General features: G+C 44.7%; 20 protein-coding genes. 7 read left to right on the top strand and 13 right to left on the bottom strand.

Annotated elements, in window-relative coordinates:
- Window positions 1–180: 180 nt before the first annotated feature.
- Window positions 181–417 (top strand): EF-hand domain-containing protein, encoded by a 237-nt coding sequence (locus V1358_RS12245; protein WP_347393708.1) that lies wholly within the window; start codon window positions 181–183, stop codon window positions 415–417.
- A 63-nt stretch (window positions 418–480) separates the two neighbouring features.
- Here V1358_RS12245 and yaaA read toward each other — a convergent pair whose 3' ends face one another.
- Window positions 481–1,260, bottom strand: coding sequence for a peroxide stress protein YaaA (gene yaaA / locus V1358_RS12240; RefSeq protein WP_347393707.1), 780 nt, complete (start codon window positions 1,258–1,260; stop codon window positions 481–483).
- A gap of 346 nt (window positions 1,261–1,606) precedes the next feature.
- Between yaaA and tal the strand changes: the two genes are divergently transcribed.
- Window positions 1,607–2,557, top strand: a complete 951-nt coding sequence (gene tal, locus V1358_RS12235; RefSeq protein WP_347393706.1) for a transaldolase — start codon at window positions 1,607–1,609, stop codon at window positions 2,555–2,557.
- Between the two features lie 157 nt (window positions 2,558–2,714).
- Window positions 2,715–2,900: a DUF3545 family protein gene (locus tag V1358_RS12230; RefSeq protein WP_347393705.1), complete on the top strand. Its 186-nt coding sequence runs from the start codon at window positions 2,715–2,717 to the stop codon at window positions 2,898–2,900.
- Window positions 2,901–2,995: 95 nt separating this feature from the next.
- Here the strand turns inward: V1358_RS12230 and ung are convergent, their stop codons facing one another.
- The 5 genes from ung to V1358_RS12205 all read right to left on the bottom strand — a co-directional run bounded on the left by ung (window position 2,996) and on the right by V1358_RS12205 (window position 9,048).
- Complete coding sequence (gene ung, locus V1358_RS12225) at window positions 2,996–3,667, bottom strand: uracil-DNA glycosylase (RefSeq protein ID WP_347393704.1); 672 nt, start codon at window positions 3,665–3,667, stop codon at window positions 2,996–2,998.
- Window positions 3,668–3,765: 98 nt separating this feature from the next.
- The gene (thrC, locus tag V1358_RS12220) at window positions 3,766–5,049 is read right to left on the bottom strand and encodes a threonine synthase (protein WP_347393703.1); all 1,284 of its coding nucleotides are present in this window, start codon (window positions 5,047–5,049) and stop codon (window positions 3,766–3,768) included.
- Window positions 5,049–5,990 carry a homoserine kinase gene (gene thrB / locus V1358_RS12215; RefSeq protein ID WP_347393702.1) on the bottom strand — a complete coding sequence of 314 codons (942 nt, stop codon included), beginning with the start codon at window positions 5,988–5,990 and terminating at the stop codon, window positions 5,049–5,051. The genes thrC and thrB overlap by 1 nt, the downstream gene beginning before the upstream one ends.
- Before the next feature lie 9 nt (window positions 5,991–5,999).
- Window positions 6,000–8,417, bottom strand: a complete 2,418-nt coding sequence (thrA, locus tag V1358_RS12210; protein ID WP_347393701.1) for a bifunctional aspartate kinase/homoserine dehydrogenase I — start codon at window positions 8,415–8,417, stop codon at window positions 6,000–6,002.
- A gap of 265 nt (window positions 8,418–8,682) precedes the next feature.
- On the bottom strand, window positions 8,683–9,048 hold the full coding sequence (locus V1358_RS12205; RefSeq protein ID WP_347391574.1) for a response regulator: 366 nt from the start codon (window positions 9,046–9,048) through the stop codon (window positions 8,683–8,685).
- A gap of 232 nt (window positions 9,049–9,280) precedes the next feature.
- Here V1358_RS12205 and V1358_RS12200 point away from each other — a divergent pair, with 232 nt between their 5' ends.
- On the top strand, window positions 9,281–11,041 hold the full coding sequence (locus tag V1358_RS12200) for an ATP-binding protein (protein ID WP_347391575.1): 1,761 nt from the start codon (window positions 9,281–9,283) through the stop codon (window positions 11,039–11,041).
- Window positions 11,042–11,109: 68 nt separating this feature from the next.
- On the top strand, window positions 11,110–12,018 hold the full coding sequence (gene rdgC, locus V1358_RS12195) for a recombination-associated protein RdgC (RefSeq protein WP_347393700.1): 909 nt from the start codon (window positions 11,110–11,112) through the stop codon (window positions 12,016–12,018).
- Window positions 12,019–12,084: 66 nt separating this feature from the next.
- On the opposite strand, the gene V1358_RS12190 is transcribed toward rdgC, so the two are convergent.
- Complete coding sequence (locus V1358_RS12190) at window positions 12,085–12,924, bottom strand: HDOD domain-containing protein (protein ID WP_347391577.1); 840 nt, start codon at window positions 12,922–12,924, stop codon at window positions 12,085–12,087.
- 338 nt (window positions 12,925–13,262) lie between these two features.
- Between V1358_RS12190 and V1358_RS12185 the strand changes: the two genes are divergently transcribed.
- Window positions 13,263–14,966 carry a DUF8614 domain-containing protein gene (locus V1358_RS12185; RefSeq protein WP_347393699.1) on the top strand — a complete coding sequence of 568 codons (1,704 nt, stop codon included), beginning with the start codon at window positions 13,263–13,265 and terminating at the stop codon, window positions 14,964–14,966.
- A 154-nt stretch (window positions 14,967–15,120) separates the two neighbouring features.
- Window positions 15,121–15,870 carry a glycosyltransferase family 25 protein gene (locus tag V1358_RS12180; RefSeq protein WP_347393698.1) on the top strand — a complete coding sequence of 250 codons (750 nt, stop codon included), beginning with the start codon at window positions 15,121–15,123 and terminating at the stop codon, window positions 15,868–15,870.
- Here the strand turns inward: V1358_RS12180 and V1358_RS12175 are convergent.
- The 6 genes from V1358_RS12175 to ispG all read right to left on the bottom strand — a co-directional run bounded on the left by V1358_RS12175 (window position 15,867) and on the right by ispG (window position 22,299).
- Entirely contained in the window at window positions 15,867–16,277 is a 411-nt protein-coding gene (locus V1358_RS12175; protein WP_347393697.1) for a VOC family protein, read from the bottom strand. The genes V1358_RS12180 and V1358_RS12175 overlap by 4 nt on opposite strands.
- 106 nt (window positions 16,278–16,383) lie before the next feature.
- Complete coding sequence (gene der / locus V1358_RS12170) at window positions 16,384–17,862, bottom strand: ribosome biogenesis GTPase Der (protein ID WP_347391581.1); 1,479 nt, start codon at window positions 17,860–17,862, stop codon at window positions 16,384–16,386.
- 89 nt (window positions 17,863–17,951) lie between these two features.
- The gene (gene bamB, locus V1358_RS12165; RefSeq protein ID WP_347393696.1) at window positions 17,952–19,124 is read right to left on the bottom strand and encodes an outer membrane protein assembly factor BamB; all 1,173 of its coding nucleotides are present in this window, start codon (window positions 19,122–19,124) and stop codon (window positions 17,952–17,954) included.
- Between the two features lie 12 nt (window positions 19,125–19,136).
- Window positions 19,137–19,772: a YfgM family protein gene (locus V1358_RS12160; RefSeq protein ID WP_347391583.1), complete on the bottom strand. Its 636-nt coding sequence runs from the start codon at window positions 19,770–19,772 to the stop codon at window positions 19,137–19,139.
- A gap of 20 nt (window positions 19,773–19,792) precedes the next feature.
- Complete coding sequence (gene hisS / locus V1358_RS12155) at window positions 19,793–21,067, bottom strand: histidine--tRNA ligase (protein ID WP_347391584.1); 1,275 nt, start codon at window positions 21,065–21,067, stop codon at window positions 19,793–19,795.
- 113 nt (window positions 21,068–21,180) lie between these two features.
- A complete protein-coding gene (gene ispG / locus V1358_RS12150; protein ID WP_347391585.1) occupies window positions 21,181–22,299 on the bottom strand; it encodes a flavodoxin-dependent (E)-4-hydroxy-3-methylbut-2-enyl-diphosphate synthase in 1,119 nt (372 codons plus the stop codon).
- Between the last annotated feature and the right edge of the window lie 5 nt (window positions 22,300–22,304).

Here is a 22,304-nt window from a genome sequence, read left to right as displayed (position 1 = left end):
AGACGCCTCAGTCGCACCATTAATCTCCCGTTAATATAAGTCGCTCTTTACGGCACCAATCTGAGATTGAAATCCAAGTTGTCTCACCATTTTGGCGATTAATCTTATTCTGTTTGGTGGTTATTAGAAGATTGGTTACGCTTGAAAGATAGAATGCGTGGTAATGCGCTAGGAATTGAAATGAATAAAATTGCAGTACTCTCTTTATGTCTAATTATGCTAGGTGCAATCGCACCAAAAGCTCACGCTTCAAGTATAGAGACACGTTTTAAAGAGTTAGATAGAAACCGAGATGGTGCTATCAGTAAATCTGAAGCAGCACAAGAGCCTGCTCTTTGGTCTCGCTTTAGCAGCTATGATCAAGACAAAGACGGGAAACTATCACTGCGAGAGTTTTCTAATTACGCTCGCCAGTAATTTTATTGATAAACCAAGTCCTAAAAAAAGCGCCCTCCATAGGCGCTTTTTTTGTATTGATGTTTAGTTTTGCTCTTCTCGCAAAAACACGGGTTCATTTGCTTTAAGTGTTGCTTCTTCACTGAAGTAATAACCCGCGCAATCAAACTTCTTCAACCCAGCTAAATTCTGCACACCATTTTCAATAATATAACGGGCCATCATGCCGCGTGCTTTCTTGGCATAGAAGCTAATCACCTTGTACTGACCGTTTTTACAGTCTTTAAAGATGGGTGTGATGATTTGCGCATTAAGCGCTTTTTTATCCACGGCTTTGAAGTATTCATTCGAGGCAAGGTTTACTAACTCTTTAGCACCACTTTGCACAAGCGCTTCATTTAACTTTTCGGCAATGATGGTGCCCCAAAATTGATACAAATTAGCACCGCGTTGGTTTGCCAATTTAGTGCCCATTTCGAGACGATACGCTTGCATCAAGTCCAGTGGTTTAAGCACGCCATAAAGACCAGACAAAATACGCAAATGTTGCTGCGCATATTCAATTGCTGAATCATCTAATGTGCTTGCATCCAAGCCTGTGTATACGTCGCCATTAAAAGCAAAAATAGCCTGCTTAGCATTGTCAATTGTGAAGGGCTGCGCCCACTCACTGAATCGTGCTGCATTTAACCCAGCTAATTTATCACTGATTTTCATCAGGCTACCTATCTGCTGTGGAGACAGATTTCGACACACCTCTATTAACTCTTCGCTGTGCGCCAACAACTCTGGCTGAGTATGGCTGTGCATCGGTGCTGGGGTTTCATAATCGAGGTTTTTTGCTGGTGAAATTACAGTAATCATATTTGCTGTTGACTTGGCTTCTCAATAGTGTCAATTTCAACATTAAATAAAGCAAAGATCACGCTTTATTCAAAAATCAGTACCATCGATAAAATTGATGAGATGCCAAAGACATAAGCACTTTGCACACATTAATTTAGATTTGAAACCGCGCGCTTAAGACGCACCACTGATTCACTATTTCTGCCACATTTGTGGCTAGTACATCTTTGCACGGACAATTGACCTCCCCTTAATTGTCACTAAGGTGCAACACTAACAACCTAATCTAATGGTGTTTATCCACCAGCCCCATGCGCAGTGAGATAAACCTAATAGACGCACATGCTTGGAATGAGGAAAGCAAATGAGCACAGCACTACAGCAGTTGAAACAACATTCAACTATTGTTGCCGATACCGGCGATATCGACGCGATACGTAAGCATCAACCGCAAGATGCAACAACAAACCCTTCTTTATTACTCAAAGCGAGTGAAATTGAGGCTTACAAACCGTATCTAGATAAGGCATGGAGCTACGCAAAATCACAAAGTGATGATGCGAGTGTCCAACTTGAATTGGCGTGTGATTATTTTGCTGTGTTGATTGGTAAAGAGATTTCCGACATCGTTCCAGGCTACATCTCGACAGAAGTTGACGCGCGTTTATCTTTTGACACCCAAGCAACGATTGCCAAAGCTAAGCAACTACTTGCGCTATACGACCTTGAAGGCGTAAGCCGTGACAAGATCCTTATTAAGATTGCGTCAACATGGGAAGGGATTAAAGCGGCTGAGCAGTTAGAGCAAGAAGGCATTCGCTGTAACCTAACACTATTGTTTAGCGAAGCTCAGGCACGCGCATGTGCAGATGCAAATGTGTACCTGATTTCTCCATTCGTTGGTCGTATTCTTGATTGGCACGTCGCCAATGGTATGGCTAAGCCCACTGATCCATTGGCGGATCCAGGCGTTCAGTCAGTGCGCAGCATTTATGACTTTTATAAGAGCCATGGTTACAACACCATCGTGATGGGTGCGAGTTTCAGAAACGTGGGTGAAATTCTTGCACTGACAGGCTGTGATCGTTTGACTATCAGCCCTGCATTATTGGAAGAGTTAGAGCAATTACCGGCTAACACTGAGTACCTATTGGCTCAACCAAGTACTGTATCGGCAAAGCCTGCGCCATTGAGCGAAAGCGAATTCCGTTGGTTACATAACCAAGATGCCATGGCGACAGAAAAGCTCGCTGAAGGTATTCGCTCATTTGCACAAGCACAACTCGATTTAGAGGCGCGCTTCAAAGCACTATAAAACTCCCCCTTCCATACCCAAAATAAACACGCCAGCTCTAAGCTGGCGCGTTTGTAATAAAAACATCACTTTCTTGTAACCTTGTATAAACAATTTCGTTTTACTTTTGCACTTTCTATGGTATAGATTCATTGCGTTAGTTATACAGGAGAGTGTCATGGATAGTCTGAACGAACTAATAAAAATAATAGATGGTCATGAAGACCGTAAGACGTCCGGTCGTAATAAAAAACGTAGATGGCGCGAAATTGAAGCACTAAAAGACAAGCAACGTCTTCGCAAAGAATTAAAAGAACTAGATATTTTTAGCGACGACATTAGCTTAGAAGAACTCGATTTCTAGCATACAAAAAAGAGCAACCAGGTTGCTCTTTTTTTACGTCTACTTTCTGCGTAAACACAACAGGCGCAAACAAAAATTGCGCTTGCGCTACCCTATTACACTTGCTCAGGTAGCAACCAGTTGATTGGTTCTTTGCCTTGGCTGAGAAGTGCTTCATTCGCTTTGGAAAAGTGTTTGCAGCCAAAGAAGCCGCGATGCGCAGACAGTGGCGATGGATGTGGCCCACTTAATACAATATGTTTAGTGGTATCGATGCGCTTTCCCTTTTTCTGTGCATGGGCGCCCCACAATAAAAAGACAATCCCTTCACCGAATTCATTAAGCTTTTCGATGACTACATCAGTAAATTCCTCCCAGCCTAAATGTTTATGAGAATGCGCTTGCCCTTCTTCCACGGTAAGCACCGTGTTTAATAACAACACTCCCTGCTGCGCCCATGATTGCAAATAGCCGTGTTTAGGGATGGTGAAGCCATCGATATCTTGCGCTAATTCCTTGTACATATTAGCCAATGAAGGGGGCGGTTTCACACCTGGCAATACTGAAAAACACAAACCATGAGCTTGGTTAGGGCCATGATAAGGGTCTTGCCCTAGTATCACGACTTTAACATCCTCAAATGCGGTTGCTCTGAAAGCCTCAAACACAAGCTCTTGGGGCGGGTAAACGTTCACCCCTTCATCGCGACGCTGTTGCACATAATTTAGCGTATCTTGAAAGTAGGCCTGTTGTTTTTGTTCTGCGAGTAAATCGGTCCAAGAAGTCATTCTCGTCTCTCATCCATTAAAAAACGGCCATAAAGACCGTTTTGGTATTGAGTCACTAAAAAGTAAACCACAAAAAATATAGGCTCTAGCTTATCAAACTAGTCCAATTTCGCCAGCATGGCTTCACGTAATTGTTGATAATCAGCCGACATCGGCTCGGCCAAACAGGGCTTAGCTAGTGCATCAGCCAAGGCTTTTGGCATAGGAATATCCAAATTGAGGATACCATCAACACTGTCTTTAAACTTTGCCGGATGTGCTGTCGCTAGAAATATCCCTTGATTGCCACTGGCTAAGTCTGCTTTTAATCCTTCATAGGCAATCGCTGTGTGTGGCTCTGCGACATACCCCATAGCCTGAAGCTCCTTCATCGCTGCAGCTGTGGTTGCCTCATCTATACCATGCGAATAAAAGTCGTCGTAACTAAAGTCCCCATTATCCAACATGGTTTGCACACGCGGCCAGTTGTTAGGGCGGCTCACGTCCATCGCATTAGACAGTGATTCCAATGTGTCATTTGGTTGCCATTGCTTTGATTCGAGGTAACGCGGTACCGTGTCGTTTTGGTTCGTCGTTGCCGACAGTTTAGCCACAGGAAGACCAATCACAGCGGCAATCATCGCTGCACACACATTACCGAAGTTACCACTGGGTACAGAGATATGAGCCTGCGCTCGTTGGGCTTTAGGTAACTGTGCCACCGCTTCGAAGTAGTAACACACTTGCGCCAACAACCTACTGATATTAATTGAATTTGCTGAATTTAAGCCAAGGCGTGATTTTAGCTCTTCATCCAAAAATGCGTCCTTGACCATTGCTTGGCAATCATCAAATGAGCCTTTGACGCTATAGCAATGCACGTTACCACCTAGCGTAGTAAATAGCTTTTGCTGCGCTTGTGAAATTTTGCCTTCTGGGTAGAGGATCACCACATCGATGTTCTCTTTAGAGTAAAATGCATGAGCAACTGCCGCGCCAGTATCACCGCTGGTCGCGGTTAGAATTGTTACTTTTTCGCCTTGACTAAATTGCGCCAAGCACTGCGCCATAAAGCGCCCGCCAAAATCTTTGAACGCCAAAGTAGGGCCGTGAAATAGCTCTAGGCAGTGAAGGTTATCCGCGACTTTTACTAGTGGTGCAGGAAATGTAAATGCTCCTTCGACCATATGCGCAATCGTCTCATCACTGAGTTCATCACCCAATAGGTGACGCAGTACCTTGGCACTGCGAGTAACAAAATCTAAATCCAGTAGTGCGTCTACATCTTTTAAAGGCGCTAAATTTTGTGGAAAGAACACGCCTTGATTACGACCGAGACCGGTTTTAACAGCCTCAACGAACGACACCTTTTGGTCATGATCCTTTAAATTGTATAACTGCATTACTTTTGTTCCTCATTCAATTGACGTGTGCCAGCCCAGTCAAGTTGGCAAACGTGACTAAAGCCGTGTTCGTTGATGTAATGTGCTTTAAGCCACAGGTCGCATTGTTCTGCAATTTTTGCGCTGTCGCACAAGGCAAAAATGGTTGGCCCAGCACCAGAGATACTCACCGCTTTTGCACCTAAGGCTAACAATGCTTGTTGCGCAGCACTGAAGCCTTCAATTAGCGCCGCACGATGAGGTTCGGCCACTGTATCTTTCATAATAGCCAGTGCTTGTTCTGGTTTTTGCTGTAGCATCAAAGTACAAAATGCACTGAGCCTTTGAGCAAACTCAACGCTGTGATGCATATCAAGCTGCTTTGGTAATACCGCACGGGCTTTAGCCGTATTCAAGGTAAAACCTGGAAAGGCAACCACTGGGAACCAATTGTCAGGGGTTGCAATGGCCAAAGACTTTCCAGGGATCAGTTCAGCAGTCAATTGCAAACCGCCTAAAAAGCACGGGGTAATGTTGTCGTAATGACGACCACCACTGACTTTCGCCTCAAAATCGGCCATTAACTCTATCAGGGCTTCATCTGACAATTGTGTTTGCGCAAACTTATCCAGCGCAGCAATGGTTGCTACCACAGAGCAGGCACTTGAACCCAACCCAGAACCGATTGGTAAGTTCTTCACTAACTCAAGACGCACTGGTGGCATAGAGGGAGCCACCGTTTCTTTAAAATGCGCCAAACACATGTAAGCAAGGTTCTCTTCAGCATTGGTTGGCAGTTTATGGGCGTATTGGCCACTGCACACAAACTCTGTCTGCTCGCTGGCGCTGACTTTCACCACATCACCCAGCAAAGAACCATCAATTGGCGCGATTGCCGCGCCGAGTGCGTCAAAACCTACCGCAAAATTACCAATCGAGGCCGGAGCATATACTTCTATCATTTCTCTCTCCTAGCGTGGCAATGTTTTGAGGACATCTGCGAATACTCCCGCAGCTGTGACCTCTGCACCCGCGCCATAACCGCGAATAACAAAAGGCTTAGGTTGATAATAGGCGCTCAAAATCGCTAAGGCATTCTCACCGTCGCGTATATCATATAAAGCATGTTCGCTATCGACAGCTTCGATGCCCACACGGCATTTGCCGTTATCGATACTACCGACGTAACGAAGCACTTTACCTTGTGCTTTTGCGGACGATACTTTGTCAGCAAAGTCATCATCTAGTTCAGGTAACTTCGCCATAAACTCATCCACACCTAGCCCTTGAGCAAATCCCTGAGGTAACACAGATTCTACTTCGATGTCGTCTAGTTCCAGCTCAAGACCTGATTCACGGGCAATAATTAATAGCTTACGTGCCACATCAGTGCCCGATAAATCATCGCGTGGGTCTGGCTCAGTAAAACCACTGGCTTTGGCTTTTTGCGTCGCCTCTGAAAGTGACAAACCATCACTGATGACACCGAACATGTAGGACAATGAACCAGACAAGATGCCACTAAAATGAAGCAGTTGGTCCCCAGCACCGAACAGTGACTGCAAATTATCAAGCACTGGTAGGCCTGCACCCACGTTGGTTTCATATAGGAAACGACGGTTGTGTTTTTGAGCTGCGAGTTTCAGCTCTCGGTAATAAGCCATAGAGCTGGTATTGGCTTTTTTATTCGCTGCAACCACATGGAATCCAGAATTAAGGAAATCTGCATACTGGGCAGCCAACGCGCCTGAAGAGCTACAATCTACGATGACTGGATTAATCAGATGGTTTTGCTTTACAAACTGCTCAACCAATTTCAAATCAAATTGCTGTGCACAATTGGCTAAATCCTCTTGCCACGTATCGAGATTGACTTCATCACTGTTAAGTAACATGTGTCTAGAGTTGGCAATTCCGCGCACTTTAAGTTTCACATTACGCTGCTTTAACCATTGCTGTTGCTTTTGTACTTGATTGAGCAATTCACTTCCAACCAAACCACAGCCAAGCAAGAACACATCAATTGAAGGAATATGGGTAAAAAAGTTTTCGTGGCACACTTTCACCGCGTCATTACATAGCTCGCCATCAATTACCGCTGAAATAGAACTCTCAGTTGAGTCTTGCGCGATAGCAACGATGTTCACTTGGGCCTGAGCTAAAGAAGCAAAGAATTTTGCTGCCAAGCCTTTGTGTGCGCGCATGTTGTCACCGACTAAAGTGACGATAGCAAGATTACGTTGTACTTGAACAGGTTCAATCAGCCCCGCTTTAGATTCCAGCTCAAATGCTGATTCAAGCGCTCTGAGCGCCAAGGCTAAATCTTGTTGGTGGACACAGAAACTGATACTGAACTCACAACTTGATTGGGTGATCATCACGATAGAGACATTATCGGTGGCCAATGCGCTAAACACCTTGGCTGCCATCCCTACCTTACCTTTCATGCCCGGACCAGACACGGTCAGCATAGCCAAATCTTGCAAGCTCGAGAGTGCCTTTACTGGCTCTGATGACACATTTTCATCGCTGATCAATGAACCTGGCGCCTTTGGATCATGGGTATTTTTGATTTCACATGGCACGCCTGCTTTAGCACACGGCACGATGGTCTTTGGATGTAGCACCTTGGCGCCGAAATACGACAGCTCCATCGCTTCTTTGTAGGAAAGAAAATCTACTTTTTGGGCGCTCGTGATGTATCTCGGATCCGCACTATACACACCATCTACATCAGTCCAGATTTGACATACTTCAGCCTCTAGGCAGGCCGCAGCTACCGCAGCTGAGTAATCAGAACCATTACGGCCCAGTGTTGTTAACTCACCTTGCTCGTTGGCGCCGGTGAAACCTGGCATAATACAAACTTGTGCGGGATTCGCTTTTAAATACTGTTGGAATTTAACTTTTGAAGCGTCTAAATCGACTTCAGCATCAAGGTAACCACCGACCGAGCAAACCACCTCTTGCGCCGAGAGATAATGAGCACCGAGGTCATGCAGCAAGGCCTGCATAAGGGCAACACTGATACGCTCACCGAAACTGATTACATACGCAGTGACCGAGTTAGGGCATAAACCGAGTAGCTCAACACCGTTCAACTTTTGCTTTAACGCGTTGAAATCAGGCCAATTACTCGGCTCTCCTGCGACCTCTGTAACTTCACGCTTTAAGTTGTGCGCGCGCTCGTAAAACTGTTGCCACGCCTGTTCAAAACCATTTCCTGACTGGGCTAACTCCGCCAACTCAACCAGTGAATCCGTCATGCCTCCTGGTGCTGAAAGCACCAATAGCATGTTTTCTCTGAGCTCTGCTCTTACGATATCACTCACCTGCTTTAAGCATCTTGCATCAGCAAGTGATGAGCCCCCGAATTTTAATACCTGCATAATTTCCTCATTCCCCTTTAACCTTGGTACTACTGTAAGTCTGTGACGCTCGCTGGCTTAAAGCCAAAAAAAAGGCCTATGCTGCGTAGCATAGGCCTTTTTATTCTGCGCACTGACCCATGCCACTATCCGCTACGGATGATGGTTGTAATAATCGTGGTCAGTGTTGTGTAATTTGTATTCATGCCTTTAGACTGCACGAAAATGACTAATTCTGTCAACAGCAAATATCAAGAATGAATATGCTTTTTTTGCATGTTCAATATCAATAAATGCCAAATTTATGCAAAACAGCTTTCAATTGTTCGCTTTGGATAGGCTTGGCGATAAATTCCATCGCTCCTAAACTGCGCGCTCTATCGCGCATTTGCTCTTGCACATCCGCAGAAATAACAATAACAAAGGTCTCGACTTTTAGTTTCTTTAGCTGTTGCAATACAGCGATACCATCTAATTTGGGCATGGTTAAGTCTAAGCACAAAACATCAAAATGCTGCTGTTGCAGTAGTTGTAAGGCCTCAATACCGTCTGTGGCAAACTTACATTCACACGTGAGATAGCTTCGTAATGCCTTAGCAACTTGCTTGCGAGCAATCGTTGAGTCATCACAAATAAGAATATTAAAAGCCATTAAAAGCTCGTAAAGGCAATTTAAAGTGCAAAATTATTCCTTAATACCAATTAGTTAACAGGACAACTTTAGGCATTATATTTTGTTAATCTGCGGCCTTTAAGCTATTCTTTTATTTATTTTTTCGAAAACCTTGGCTAAATTAGGGTTGAGGTACCACACAATAAAATTAAAACTCACGTTGGATAAGTAATACCTTTATTTTTTGAGTTCATCAGGGCCCAGTTAGCGCATGTTGCATAATAGTCTGTCAAAAAAGCTGTTGACCAGTGTTTTATCAGTGTACTTCGTGCTCACTTTTGTGGTCACCTGCGGCCAAGTTTTTGCAGAGTATTTCAATACGAAAAGCTACATCCGCGATGAACTTCACACCTTACAGAAAACATTTAGCGGCAGCTTAACTCGGGCCATTTGGGAGTTAAACGTTGACCAAAGCGTAACCATTGCTGAAGGCCTGATCGCTATTCCTATGGTTGAAGGCATTATCGTGCGCGACGACAGTGGTGAAGTTATCTCCCAATTAGGTCGTTCACTGGATATTCGCGAACTTTATTCGCAACAACTCGTGCAAGACGCATCGATAATCGAAGACACTCCATCCGGTTTATTTGGTTATACCTTCCCACTTATTTTCGAATTCTCTGGACGCGCTACACAAGTGGGTGATGTCACCTTGTTCTCTAGTCGTGACGTTGTAGTTAGTCGTATCATCGTATCCATATACCTGCTTGTAGGTAATGCGATGATCAAGACGACTTTCTTGATTTTATTGTTCTTAATGGCTTTTAGAAAACACCTTACACTGCCTCTTAAACAACTGACTGAACAAATTGAATCTATTGAGCTCGATGATCTCGAAGGCACTCGCATCGATGTTCATAACCAAGAGCAAAATGAACTTAACGTAATGGCGCAGTCTTTCAATAACCTCATCAGCAAGGTCGTTGAATACCGCAACAAGCTCGAACTCACACAAAAAGAGTTGTTAAAGAGTAATGAAAAGCTCGACCAGCAAAATCTATTGTTAGAGCAAGAAGTGGCACGAAAAACATCTAACTTAAGCCAAGCAATGATGGATTTGCAGCAGCAAAAATATGAGCTTGAGAAACAAAAGCTCAACCTCACAGAGGAAATAGAACTGCGTCGTCATACTGAGCAAGAACTATTGACGAAGCAAAGCGAAATGCAGCGATACGTAGATGAATTGAATTTGGCGCAAGAGCGATTATTAGGCTCTGAGAAGATGGCCGCGCTCGGTGGCTTAGTTGCAGGTATCACCCACGACATTAACACGCCAGTGGGCATTGGCGTAACAGCAACGTCGTTCTTACAGGAGCGCCTAAATGCAGTTGAACAAGCCTATAAAAACAAAACGCTGTCGCCTAAAGAGCTTGAAGAGTTTATCCAAGATGCCAAACAAAGTGCGGCGTTACTCACCAGTAACCTAGACCGAGCTTCTGAACTTGTTGCCAGCTTTAAACAAATCGCTGTGGATCAGGCAAGTGAAGCAGTGCGCACTATTAATTTTAAAGAATACTTAGGTGAAGTAATACGTTCACTGCACCCAAAACTTAAGAAAACTAAGCATGAAATTGCCATCACCTGCCCTGACGATTTAGTGCTTAATTTACCTGCGGGTGCAATTAGTCAAATTTTTACCAACCTCATCATGAATTCACTCATCCATGGTTTTGAGGGCATTACCCAAGGTAACATCAATATCGATGTAACGGAGCAAGATGGTCGCGTTCTGATCAATTATCGTGACGATGGTCGAGGGGTAAACGCTGAGCAACTGGATAAATTGTTTGACCCCTTCTTTACCACAAAACGCGATCAAGGCGGCAGTGGTTTGGGCACACACATTACGTTTAACTTAGTGAAACAAACACTTGGTGGTGATATTGAGGTCAGCAGTAAACCTAATGAGGGTCTGAAATACATGATCACCATTCCAAAAGACATGCCAAAACCCATGCAAATGTTTAATTAGATTGATAACTCCTGCTATGATGACACCACAATAAAACAGCGCTGTATGCGCTCCATGGAAGTATATTTATGTGGTTTAGTAACTTAATCTGTTACCGCTTTAAGCAAGAAATTAGCTATCAACAAGAAGACTTCGAAAAAGCACTTGAGCAAGACCTTTTCCGCCCTTGCGGAAGCCAAGACCTAACAACATTTGGTTGGACAAAGGCATTTGGCAAACATGGCCAAACATTGAGTCATTTCTCTAAAAATTCTATTTTAGTATGCGCTAAACGTGAAGAAAAAGTGCTTCCTGCATCGGTCGTGAATGAGATGGTGCAAGAAAAAATCGATCAATTAGAAGCGCAAGAAAACAGACGCGTTGCCAAGAAAGAAAAAGACGAACTAAAAGAAAACGTTTTGAATATGCTGTTGCCGCAAGCGTTCAAGAAATCGAGCCTGCAATTCGCGTTTATCGACATGGAAAATGGCTGGGTTGTGGTGAACAGTGCCAGCTTTAATAAAGCGGAAGAGTTACTTGCTTTATTACGTAAATCACTAGGCACGCTGCCAGTTGTACCAGCGTTTGCAAACTATGACCTAGGCTTATTCCTAACGTCTTGGTTAAAAGAGTTCAATGCTCCTGAAGGCTTTGCTATTGGCTTGGATGCGGAACTACAGGAGCCTGATGATAATGGCGCGCAAGTAAAGCTCAAAGGCCATGACTTATCAACGGAAGAAGTGACCAATCACTTAGTCAGTGGTAAAGAGGTAACCAAACTAGCACTGGAGTACCAAGAGCGCATCAAATTCATCCTGCAAAACGATGGGTCAATTAAACGCATGAATTATGCAGAAGTTCTCAAAGAAGAAAACGCGGATATTCCAAAAGAAGATTTAGCAGTGAAACTGGATGCAGACTTTATTCTTGCATCAGAGGAAATCAAAGAGCTGCTAGAAGCGCTCACGAAGCAGCTGGGCGATTCACAAGACCTATAAAGCCTTCGTATCGCTTAATACAAAAAAGAGCCTGAAATCAGGCTCTTTTTTGTTATTTAAATCGGTTTAGCTAAAGACGCTACGGACATCTTTGACCAGCTCTTGGTATTCAGAATCTGCGAATACTTCCACTGAAGGGATGATACCCTTATCAACATAGACTTTGAGAGCCGCAGACTTATCCGAAACCTGTAAAATTCCTTCTAAAATAGCGCCCATGCGAACGAAATCAACAAAATCAACGTCTGCTGGACGATAATTTGGATCAGACCAATTCTTGGCAACTTCCACAAATTCATCAGAGAAATCCCACGCCGTCAAAATCGCAGCGCCAATTTTACCGGCTAATTTTTGAATAGCATGCGCCAGGAAACTCGGGTTGGCAAAGACCTCTGGGTGCTTCTCTGCTTCTGTGAGAATCGGCAAAATACCTATGTTGTAGGTTAAAGCTGCAAGCGTGATTGTTTCCGTATTAATAAGCTCATGACGTTGCCCTTCACGATAACGCTTCACTAACACCATGGCATGGCACGCAACACGAATGGTCTTTTGCCATGCTTTATCCATGTAACCTTTGATCAACTCATTTTGCGAAACAAAAAGTTGCTCCATCGCCATGGCCGTTGCAATATTTTTAATTTGTCTAAGGCCAATACGAGTCACCGCTTGGTTTATAGTCGTCACTTTAACGGAACGACTCATTAACGCACTATTGGCAACTTTAATCATACGCGCCGAGAGCGCAGGGTCGGTGGCAATCACATCCGCCATAGAATGCAGGGTGATATCTGGGTCATCTGCGCTATTTCGCACCTTCAAAGCCACTTCAGGCAAGGTTGGTAGCACAAGTGTGTCGTTATTGATCCGATCTACTAAGATGGTCAGCAAAGCATTTTCTGTGGACATTATCGGATGTATCCTTTTCTGGGCAACGCTGTTGATGTACTTATAATTAGCTATAAGTTACCGATAAAGTTTAGAAAGTGATAGCGCAATTGCCCATTTATTTACGAAAATTCTTTGTCCTATAACATTTTTTACCATTGTCAGCACTCGGATGAATTGTTTAAATTAGGCAATTAAATTCGGTCTTAGCCGATCATAAGAACAAGTTAGGAAGCCGCTTCGTTTGCGATAGGTTAAATGCTATTGTTGCACAACCCACAGCGAAGATTCCCTTCACTCTACATAAAATGTTGCCCCCTTAAGTGGTAAATGGTGACTAGACAACAACGAGGATACTCATGAGTAAACTTTCGAAAATTACCCAAGCTTTAGTGGTAGCGGGTGTATTTACCCTTAGCGCGTGCTCAAAGCAAACACCGACACAAGAAACAGAAGCACAAGCTCAACCTCAAGCGCCGCAAAGTGCAGTAGAACAAGTACAGCTGGTAAATATCGAACCTAGTCGCCTAGAAATCTATACTGATTTTGAACTCAACACAGATTTGTCACACCTCAGTGGCAATCAAAAGAAGATGCTCGCTAAACTTATCGATGCCTCAAAGATCATGGATGACTTGTTTTGGAAGCAAGCCTTCTCAGGAGACAAGGCGCAATTTTTGGCAACCTTAGATAACAACCAAGCGCAGCAATTTGCTGACATCAATTATGGTCCGTGGGACCGCCTTAATGGCGACCAAGTATTCTTATCCGGTTATGAACCTAAACCTGCAGGTGCACAATTCTACCCAGCGGATATGAGCAAAGAAGAGTTAGAAGCCAGCGAAGTAGCTGATAAAACTGGACTTTACTCAATCATTAAACGTGATGAGCAAGGTAAACTGTACAGCGTACCTTACTCGAAAGAATATGCAGCAGAGCTAGAAGCTGCAGCTAAATTACTTCGTGAAGCCAGTGAGCTAGCGGATGACAAAGAATTTGCTAATTACTTGAGCATGCGAGCAGATGCGTTGACTAGTGACGATTACCAAGCGTCTGACTTCGCTTGGATGGACATGAAGAACAACCCCATCGATGTAGTTATAGGCCCAATAGAAACCTATGAAGACCAACTATTTGGCTACCGCGCTGCATTTGAATCATACGTGCTGGTAAAAGACATGGCATGGAGTGAGCGTCTTGCTAAATTCGCCCAATTCCTTCCCGAATTACAAACAGGTTTACCGGTTGCTGATGAGTATAAACAAGAAGTGCCAGGCTCCGATGCAGACCTAAACGCCTATGACGTCATCTACTATGCAGGTCACTCAAATGCAGGCAGCAAAACAATTGCTATCAACCTGCCAAACGACGAGCAAGTACAGCTTGAAAAAGGCACACGTCGCTTACAGCTTAAAAACGCTATGCGCGCTAAGTTCGATAAAATCTTGATGCCAATCGCTGCTGAACTGATAGTACCTGAGCAGCGTAAACACATTACTTTTGATGCTTTTTTTGCCAACACCATGTTCCATGAAGTGGCTCATGGCTTAGGCATTAAAAACACCATTACAGGTAAAGGCACGGTGCGCCAGTCACTCCAAGAGCACGCCAGTGCCCTAGAAGAAGGTAAAGCAGATATCTTAGGCCTGTACATGGTTGAGCAGTTACTTAACAAAGGTGAAATCACCGAAGGCACAATTGAAGATTACTACGTGACCTTTATGGCTGGTATCTTCCGCTCAGTGCGTTTTGGTGCATCGAGTGCACACGGTAAAGCAAACATGATCCGTTTCAACTTCTTCAAACAAGAAGGCGCTTTCTCTAAAGATGAAAACGGTTTATATAAAGTAGATATGGAAAAAATGGCGGCTGCAATGGCGAAGCTTTCAAACCTAATTCTGACTTTACAAGGCGACGGTGATTACCAGAAAGTGGACCAATTGGTTGCAACTATGGGTGACATCAAACCTGAGCTAGCAGCTGACCTTGAAAAACTAAGCCAAGCGAACATCCCAGTGGATGTGAATTTTATACAAGGTAAGAAAGTTCTTGGTCTTCAATAAGACTGTTTAACTCACATCAAATAGCGCCAATAGGCGCTATTTTTTTACCTTTTATTGACATTGTAACGACGAGTATCACATAGTATCGCTTCATCACACCGACAGGATGTCACGGCGATAGCGATTGCTATCTCTGGCAGCAAGGAGTATCGAATTGCGTTTAGTTACCTACGTCATCAACCTTGAACGAAGCCAAGACAGGTTGGCCCGCATAGCTGATAACCTCAATGCATTAAACTTAGAGTTTGAAGTGATCCCCGCAATTGATGGCGCTAACTTACTTCCCGAACAACTCGCAGAGTACGATCATGTTCGCAATCAACAAAAGTACTATAAGCCATTGAGTGAAGGTGAGATTGGTTGTGTTTTATCACATAAAAAAGCGCTCAAGACCTTCTTATCGTCTGAGTATGACGTACTTCTACTGTTGGAAGACGACGCATACCTAAGTCAACATGTTCATGAGGTGATCAATAGCGTCATCGCTAAGCCTCATTGGGATACCATTAAGTTTTACAGTGGCAAAAAAGCCAAGAAAGTACTGAAATCTGTGCCAATCACAGCCAGCCATTCTATTTGTTGCCCAAAGAAAGTACCGAATTCTATGTTGGCGCAACTGGTAACGAGGAAAGGGGCAGAGAAAATGCTTATGATGTATGAGAATTTCTATATGCCTGCCGACATTAGCTTACAAGCATGGTGGCACACCGACTTAAACGTACTGATGTGCCAGCCAAATATTGCTACTCCGTTTGAATGTGACAGTGAAATAGACAAGCTCAGCGCCCGTAAATCTGTCACCTATAGCACTTGGAAGCGATTGCGCCAACGAGCTGCATTTGAGATGAAGCGCCTGCTGACGAAACCCAATTACCAACTCTTAGATCTGCTTGAAAGACGCTAGAACACTTTCTCTGGCGATGCTGACTGCTTATTACTGAACAAGCGAATAAGCGTCCCTTCTTGCGCTCGCAAAAAGGCAACAAATTGCCCTTCATGCTGTGTCGGCGGGCTAAGCGGCTCTGCGCCCGCTTCGAGCGCTTTCGCAAAACTTTGAGCAACATTGTCGCATTCAAAGCTCAGTTCGAAGCCAAGTGTGGGCTGCTTCGGGTGGCAACGGATATAACCTTGACGAAAATGAGGTTGGGAGATAGCGTGCGCTGCAAAGGCGATAATCCCCTGACCACAGTCCAATTCACCATATGTGCCTTGCTCATCGATATAGGCCGTTGGAATGCCGAACGCTTGATAATAGAAATCTAAGACTTCTTCCACGTTATCAACAAAAATGGTGGTACCTACGCATTCCATCTAATTAACTATCTCGCCGCAAATCAATAAATTACATTACAGCACAAGATTCGCTGTTGGTAAAACAGACAAAAAAAGAGCGCTTTGTAAGCGCTCTTCTTATTCATTACTTGCCTTTGCTTTCTTGGCCGATTTTTCTCAATCGACGGCGTTGGGACAAGGTCATTTTATTACTCTTACCCGCATATGGGTTGTCGCCTTCACGGAATTCGATTTTGATAGGCGTGCCCATAACATCTAAGGCCTTGCGGTAGTAGTTCATCAAATAACGCTTATAGCTATCAGGCAACTCATGTACTTGGTTACCGTGAATTACGATACGTGGCGGGTTATAACCACCTGCGTGCGCATACTTCAGCTTCACACGGCGACCACGCACAAGTGGCGGCTGGTGATCTGCCTGCGCCATATCCATGATACGACGCAGCATCGCTGTACTAATACGTTTAGTCGCAGAGTCATAGGCTTCTTCAACCGATTCAAACAAGTGACCAACGCCCGTACCATGAAGCGCTGAGATAAAGTGAATGCGGGCAAAGTCAACAAAACCTAAACGGCGGTCTAATTCTGACTTGATGCGATCTTTCACATCCATGTCCAAACCATCCCATTTGTTAATAGCCAACACCAATGAGCGACCAGCATTTAAAGCAAAGCCTAGTAAGCTTAAGTCTTGGTCTGAGATACCTGTGCGGGCATCAATAACAAGTAAGACTACGTTTGCATCTTCAATCGCTTTAAGTGTTTTGATTACCGAGAACTTTTCAACAACATCGCTGACTTTCTTACGCTTGCGCACACCTGCGGTATCAATAAGAATGTATTCGCGGTCGTTACGCGTCATCGGGATATAAATAGAGTCACGTGTCGTTCCTGGCATGTCGTACACAATCACTCGCTCTTCACCGAGAATTCGGTTAGTCAGCGTAGATTTACCTACGTTTGGACGACCAATAATAGCTAATTTAATCGCTTTATCAGCTAGCTCTTCGCGCTCTTCGGTATCATCACTTTCATCGTGTTCATGGGTTTCGCCGTCATACGCAGAGAACGGGTCATCTTCCATTAATTGCTGGCGTTCTTTAGCGATTTCTTCAATTACAGGTTGCAGTGCACTGCTAAGCAATCCGGTAATGCCGCGCCCATGCGCAGCTGCAATCTGGTATACCTCACCAATTGCTAATTGATAAAACTCCGCACAGTTGGAGTCAGCATCAATACCATCAGTTTTGTTAGCAACCAAGAACACTTTCTTTTCTTGTTTACGTAGATGCTGCGCAATTGCTTGGTCAGCAACCGTCATACCTGCACGCGCATCAACAAGGAAAAGCACTACATCTGCTTCTTCAATCGCAAGGAGCGATTGCTCGGCCATTTCGGTTTCGATGCCTTCTTCAGAACCATCGATACCGCCAGTATCAACAACGATAAAGTCAAAGCCATCGTAACTCGCTTGGCCGTATTTACGATCGCGCGTTAGGCCAGGAAAGTCTGCGACAAGCGCGTCCCTTGTACGAGTTAAACGGTTGAACAATGTCGATTTGCCGACATTAGGTCGCCCAACTAAGGCGATCACAGGAAGCATAATGTACCTCTTCAAATAACAAAAAAGCTCCGCCGCAGCCAAATGGCCTAAGGCGAAGCCTATCTTAGGGCAATGCCCAATTAACTAGATTATTGCGCTTTAATGGCGCTTACTTCACCGTCACGAGTGATAACAATCAAGCGGTCGTCGGCCACGATTGGTTCAACAAAGAAACCTGAACCATCAAATTCATGGCGCGATACAAGTTCACCGCTGTTGATGTCTAACCAATGCAGGTTACCTTCTTGGTCACCCACTGCTAGGTAATTACCTAACACTGCTGGACCGGTAATATACCAACCACGCAAGGCGGCTTGTGACCAACGCTCAATACCTGAATTCTTATCTAAAGCATAGATAACACCATCGCTATCTACCACATAGATTGTGCCGCCGACGATACTGAACTCACGGTAGCTACTGTATTCACGCTTCCACACTACGTTGCCTGAACGAATATCTACCGCAGCTAAGTTGCCGTTGTAGGCAAGCGTATAAACGTTTGCACCACTTACTTTAGGTTCTGTATCAACATCCACCAAACGCTCAAATTCTGAAGCGCCTTTTGGCTGAGCAATCTCAGCTTGCCATGCTGCGAAGCCACTGTCAGAGATAAGCACAGATAATTTACCTGTTTCCTCACCCACTAACACACCACCGTTAGCAACAGTTGGGGCACTTGAACCACGCAACGTTAGCGGTGGAACCTCTTGCTCATAGCGCCAACGCTCTTCACCCGTATCTGGGTGCAGTGCTAAGAGTAAACCTGAGGCAAGATTGATATAAACAAGGCCATCACCCGCAGCAGGTTTAGACAAAGCCTCACCTGGGACGCTCTTACGCCAAACTACTTCACCGGTGTCACGGTCCAATGCAATCAGTTGCCCGTGTTCAGAGCCAATGAACAATTTTCCGTAAGCTTGTAAAATGCCGCCAGAAAGCTTGGCATTTTCTTCGCTACTCCAGAACCAAAAACCACTGTCTTCGCGAACATCAGTGCGCCACAAGGTGTCACCATCCTCAAGCGATAAAGCTTCTACTTCACCGTCTCGAGAGGCCACATAAACACTGTCTTTGTAGTACGCAGGCTGAAGACGTGAGAAATAATGCGCAACACCATCTCCAACACTTTCTTGCCAAATAACTTGTGTCTCGAATTGGTTATTAATTTCAGGCAATACTAATTCTTCTTCATCACTCGAAGAGCAACCAACAAGCGATGCCATGCATAATGCGATACCCGCAAGCGTAACCTTTTTCATTGCACGCGCTCCCTACGCCGCTGGCGTTTGTGCAGCTAAATCATCCAATTTAACTTGTAACAATGGGTTGCTTTCTAAGCCCCCTTTGTCTGCGGCACTTTGATACGCAGTGCGCGCTTGTTCTTTGTCGCCTTTAGCTAGGTAGATATCACCTTTTAACTCAGCGACCGCAGCTTCATAGCTTGCTGGCAACGGAGCATTTAATGTTGCCATGGCTGCATCGAAGTTTTGCTGTGCTAATTGCACACGTGCAAGACGCGTAGTCGCAATCGCTTTTAACTCATTGGTGCTCGCATGCGTTTGCGCCCACTGCAACTTAGTAGCGGCTACATCCAGCTTCTCTGAATCTACGGCTTCTTTAGCAGCAACAAAGGCAGCCAACACTGCGTAACTTGAGTCTTCATGTGATGCAATGAATGCTTCGCTTTGTGCGAGTACATCGGCATTTTCATCCGCAGTGCTATCTACCACTTTGTTGAACGCATCTGATGCTTCTTCAGCCGCAGTGATTTGGTGTTGGTTGTATGACTTCCAGCCGTACAAACCGCCTAAACCAATGACAATACCTAGCGCAATTGATACACCGTGCTCTTTAAAAAAGCCTTTAATCGCTTCTTCTTGTTGTTCTTCTGTTGAATAAATTTCCATCATACCCTCTTAGACTTTGTCTAGATCATCTCAGCCAACAGCTGGGTAATTTCATCCAAAGACATAGTAACTTGTGGTCTTTCTTCGCGTAGGTATTTAACCGTTACTACACCTTGGTTGAGTTCATCTTCGCCTAAAATGAGTGCCACTTCAGCACCACTTTTATCAGCACGTTTTAATTGTTTCTTGAAGTTGCCACCGCCCGCGTGCACGAGTACACGTAAACCTGGCACTTTTGCACGTAAGTCTGAGGCAATCACAGGCGCTTGAATGCTAGCTTTATCACCCATAGCGGCAACAAACACATCGGCATTGCGGCGGATTTCACCTACGCTATCAAGCGCTTGAAGTAATAGAACAAGGCGTTCCATCCCCATGGCGAAACCAACAGCAGGCGTTGCTTTGCCACCTAACTGCTCAACAAGGCCATCGTAACGACCGCCTGCACACACCGTGCCTTGCGCACCTAAACTTTCGGTTACCCATTCAAAAACTGTGCGGTTGTAGTAATCAAGACCTCGCACTAGTTTTTCATTAACCTGGTATTCGATGCCCGCTGCGTCTAAACGTTCACATAAATTTGCAAAATGTGCACGCGATTCTTCATCAAGGTGTTCAGACAGCTTTGGAGCATCAACTAGCACCGCTTGCACGTCTGGATTTTTGCTATCCAGTACACGCAATGGATTGCTGTGCATACGGCGCTTTGAATCTTCATCTAATTTATCTTGGTGTTGTTCAAGATACGCAACCAGCGCATCACGGTATGCAGCGCGCGCTTCGTTTGAACCTAATGAATTGAGCTCTAAACGAAGGTGCTCAGTAATACCGAACTGTTTCCACAATTGCGCGGTCAGCATAATCACTTCAGCATCGATGTCTGCTGTAGCAATACCGAACGCTTCTAAACCAAACTGGTGGAATTGGCGATAACGACCTTTTTGTGGACGCTCATGGCGGAACATAGGCCCCATGTACCAAAGGCGTTGCTCTTGATTGTAGAGCAGGCCATTTTCATTACCTGCACGTACACACACAGCCGTACCTTCAGGACGTAAGGTTAAGCTGTCGCCATTGCGATCTTCAAATGTGTACATTTCTTTTTCAACGATATCAGTTACTTCACCGATAGAGCGCTTGAATAAGTCAGTTGATTCAACAATTGGGAAACGAATTTCTTGATAACCAAACGAAGCAACGCATTGACGTAAAGTGTCTTCCACTTTTTGCCATATTTGCGTGTCACCAGGAAGGATGTCGTTCATTCCGCGAACTGCTTGAATTTGTTTTGCCACTGATAATTCCAAAAATTCTGTTAAAGGCTGTGCTCAGCCGTCAAAAAGCGTCGATAAATTAAGCGCGCCATTATAGCCTTTTGCGGCGCGCTCACCAAGTAGTAGCGTAATGCTTAATCAACTAATTTGATATCGATCTGTTCTTGCTCTTCTTTCTTAGCAAGGTAGTCACGAACATGCTGCTCAAGTTCATCAACAATGTTGTCGTTATCGATACGCGTTTTTTGGCGCTCACCGTTGATGTATAAACCTGAGCGGCGGTTAGCACCGGCAAGACCGATATCGCTCACTAGCGCTTCACCAGGTCCATTAACGACACAACCAATCACCGACACTGTCATAGGTTTGACGATGTCTTCGAGACGCTCTTCGAGTTGGTTCATGGTACTAACCACATCAAACTCTTGACGCGAGCAGCTTGGGCAAGCAATAAAGTTGATTCCGCGAGAGCGGATACGTAGGGATTTAAGAATATCAAAGCCAACTTTGATTTCTTGTACAGGGTCAGCGGCAAGTGACACACGCAAGGTATCACCTATGCCTTCTGCTAAAAGCATACCCAGACCAACAGCCGATTTCACTGAACCAGAACGAAAGCCGCCCGCTTCAGTAATACCTAAATGCAAAGGTTGGTCGATTTCTTTAGCTAGCAAGCGATATGCGCCTACCGCCAAGAATACGTCCGATGCTTTAACTGACACTTTAAACTGGTCGAAATTAAGGCGCTGTAGGATTTCAACATGACGCATTGCTGATTCAAGCAACGCTTCAGGTGTAGGCTCGCCATACTTTTCTTGAAGATCGCGCTCCAAAGAGCCACCATTAACACCAATACGAATAGGTATATTACGCTCGCCCGCAGCATCAACCACAGCACGAATACGTTCTTCGTTACCAATGTTACCCGGGTTGATACGCAAACAATCAGCACCATATTCTGCAACTTTCAGTGCGATGCGATAATCGAAATGAATGTCAGTAACAAGCGGAACATCCACTTGCTCTTTAATGCTTTTAAACGCTTCAGCCGCTGCCATCGTCGGGACTGATACACGGACGATGTCGGCACCCGCTTGAGCGATATCTTGAATTTGTTTAACCGTTGCATCAATGTCCATGGTGTCTGTATTGGTCATGGATTGAACTGCAATGGGTGCACCATCACCAATAGGCACATCGCCTACATAAATTCGCGTGGACTTACGACGTTTAATCGGTGACTCTGAAAACATACTAC

It is taken from the genome of Pseudoalteromonas pernae, assembly GCF_039831865.1.
Lineage (GTDB): Bacteria > Pseudomonadota > Gammaproteobacteria > Enterobacterales > Alteromonadaceae > Pseudoalteromonas > Pseudoalteromonas pernae.
This window is presented reverse-complemented; position numbering and strand designations above follow the sequence as displayed.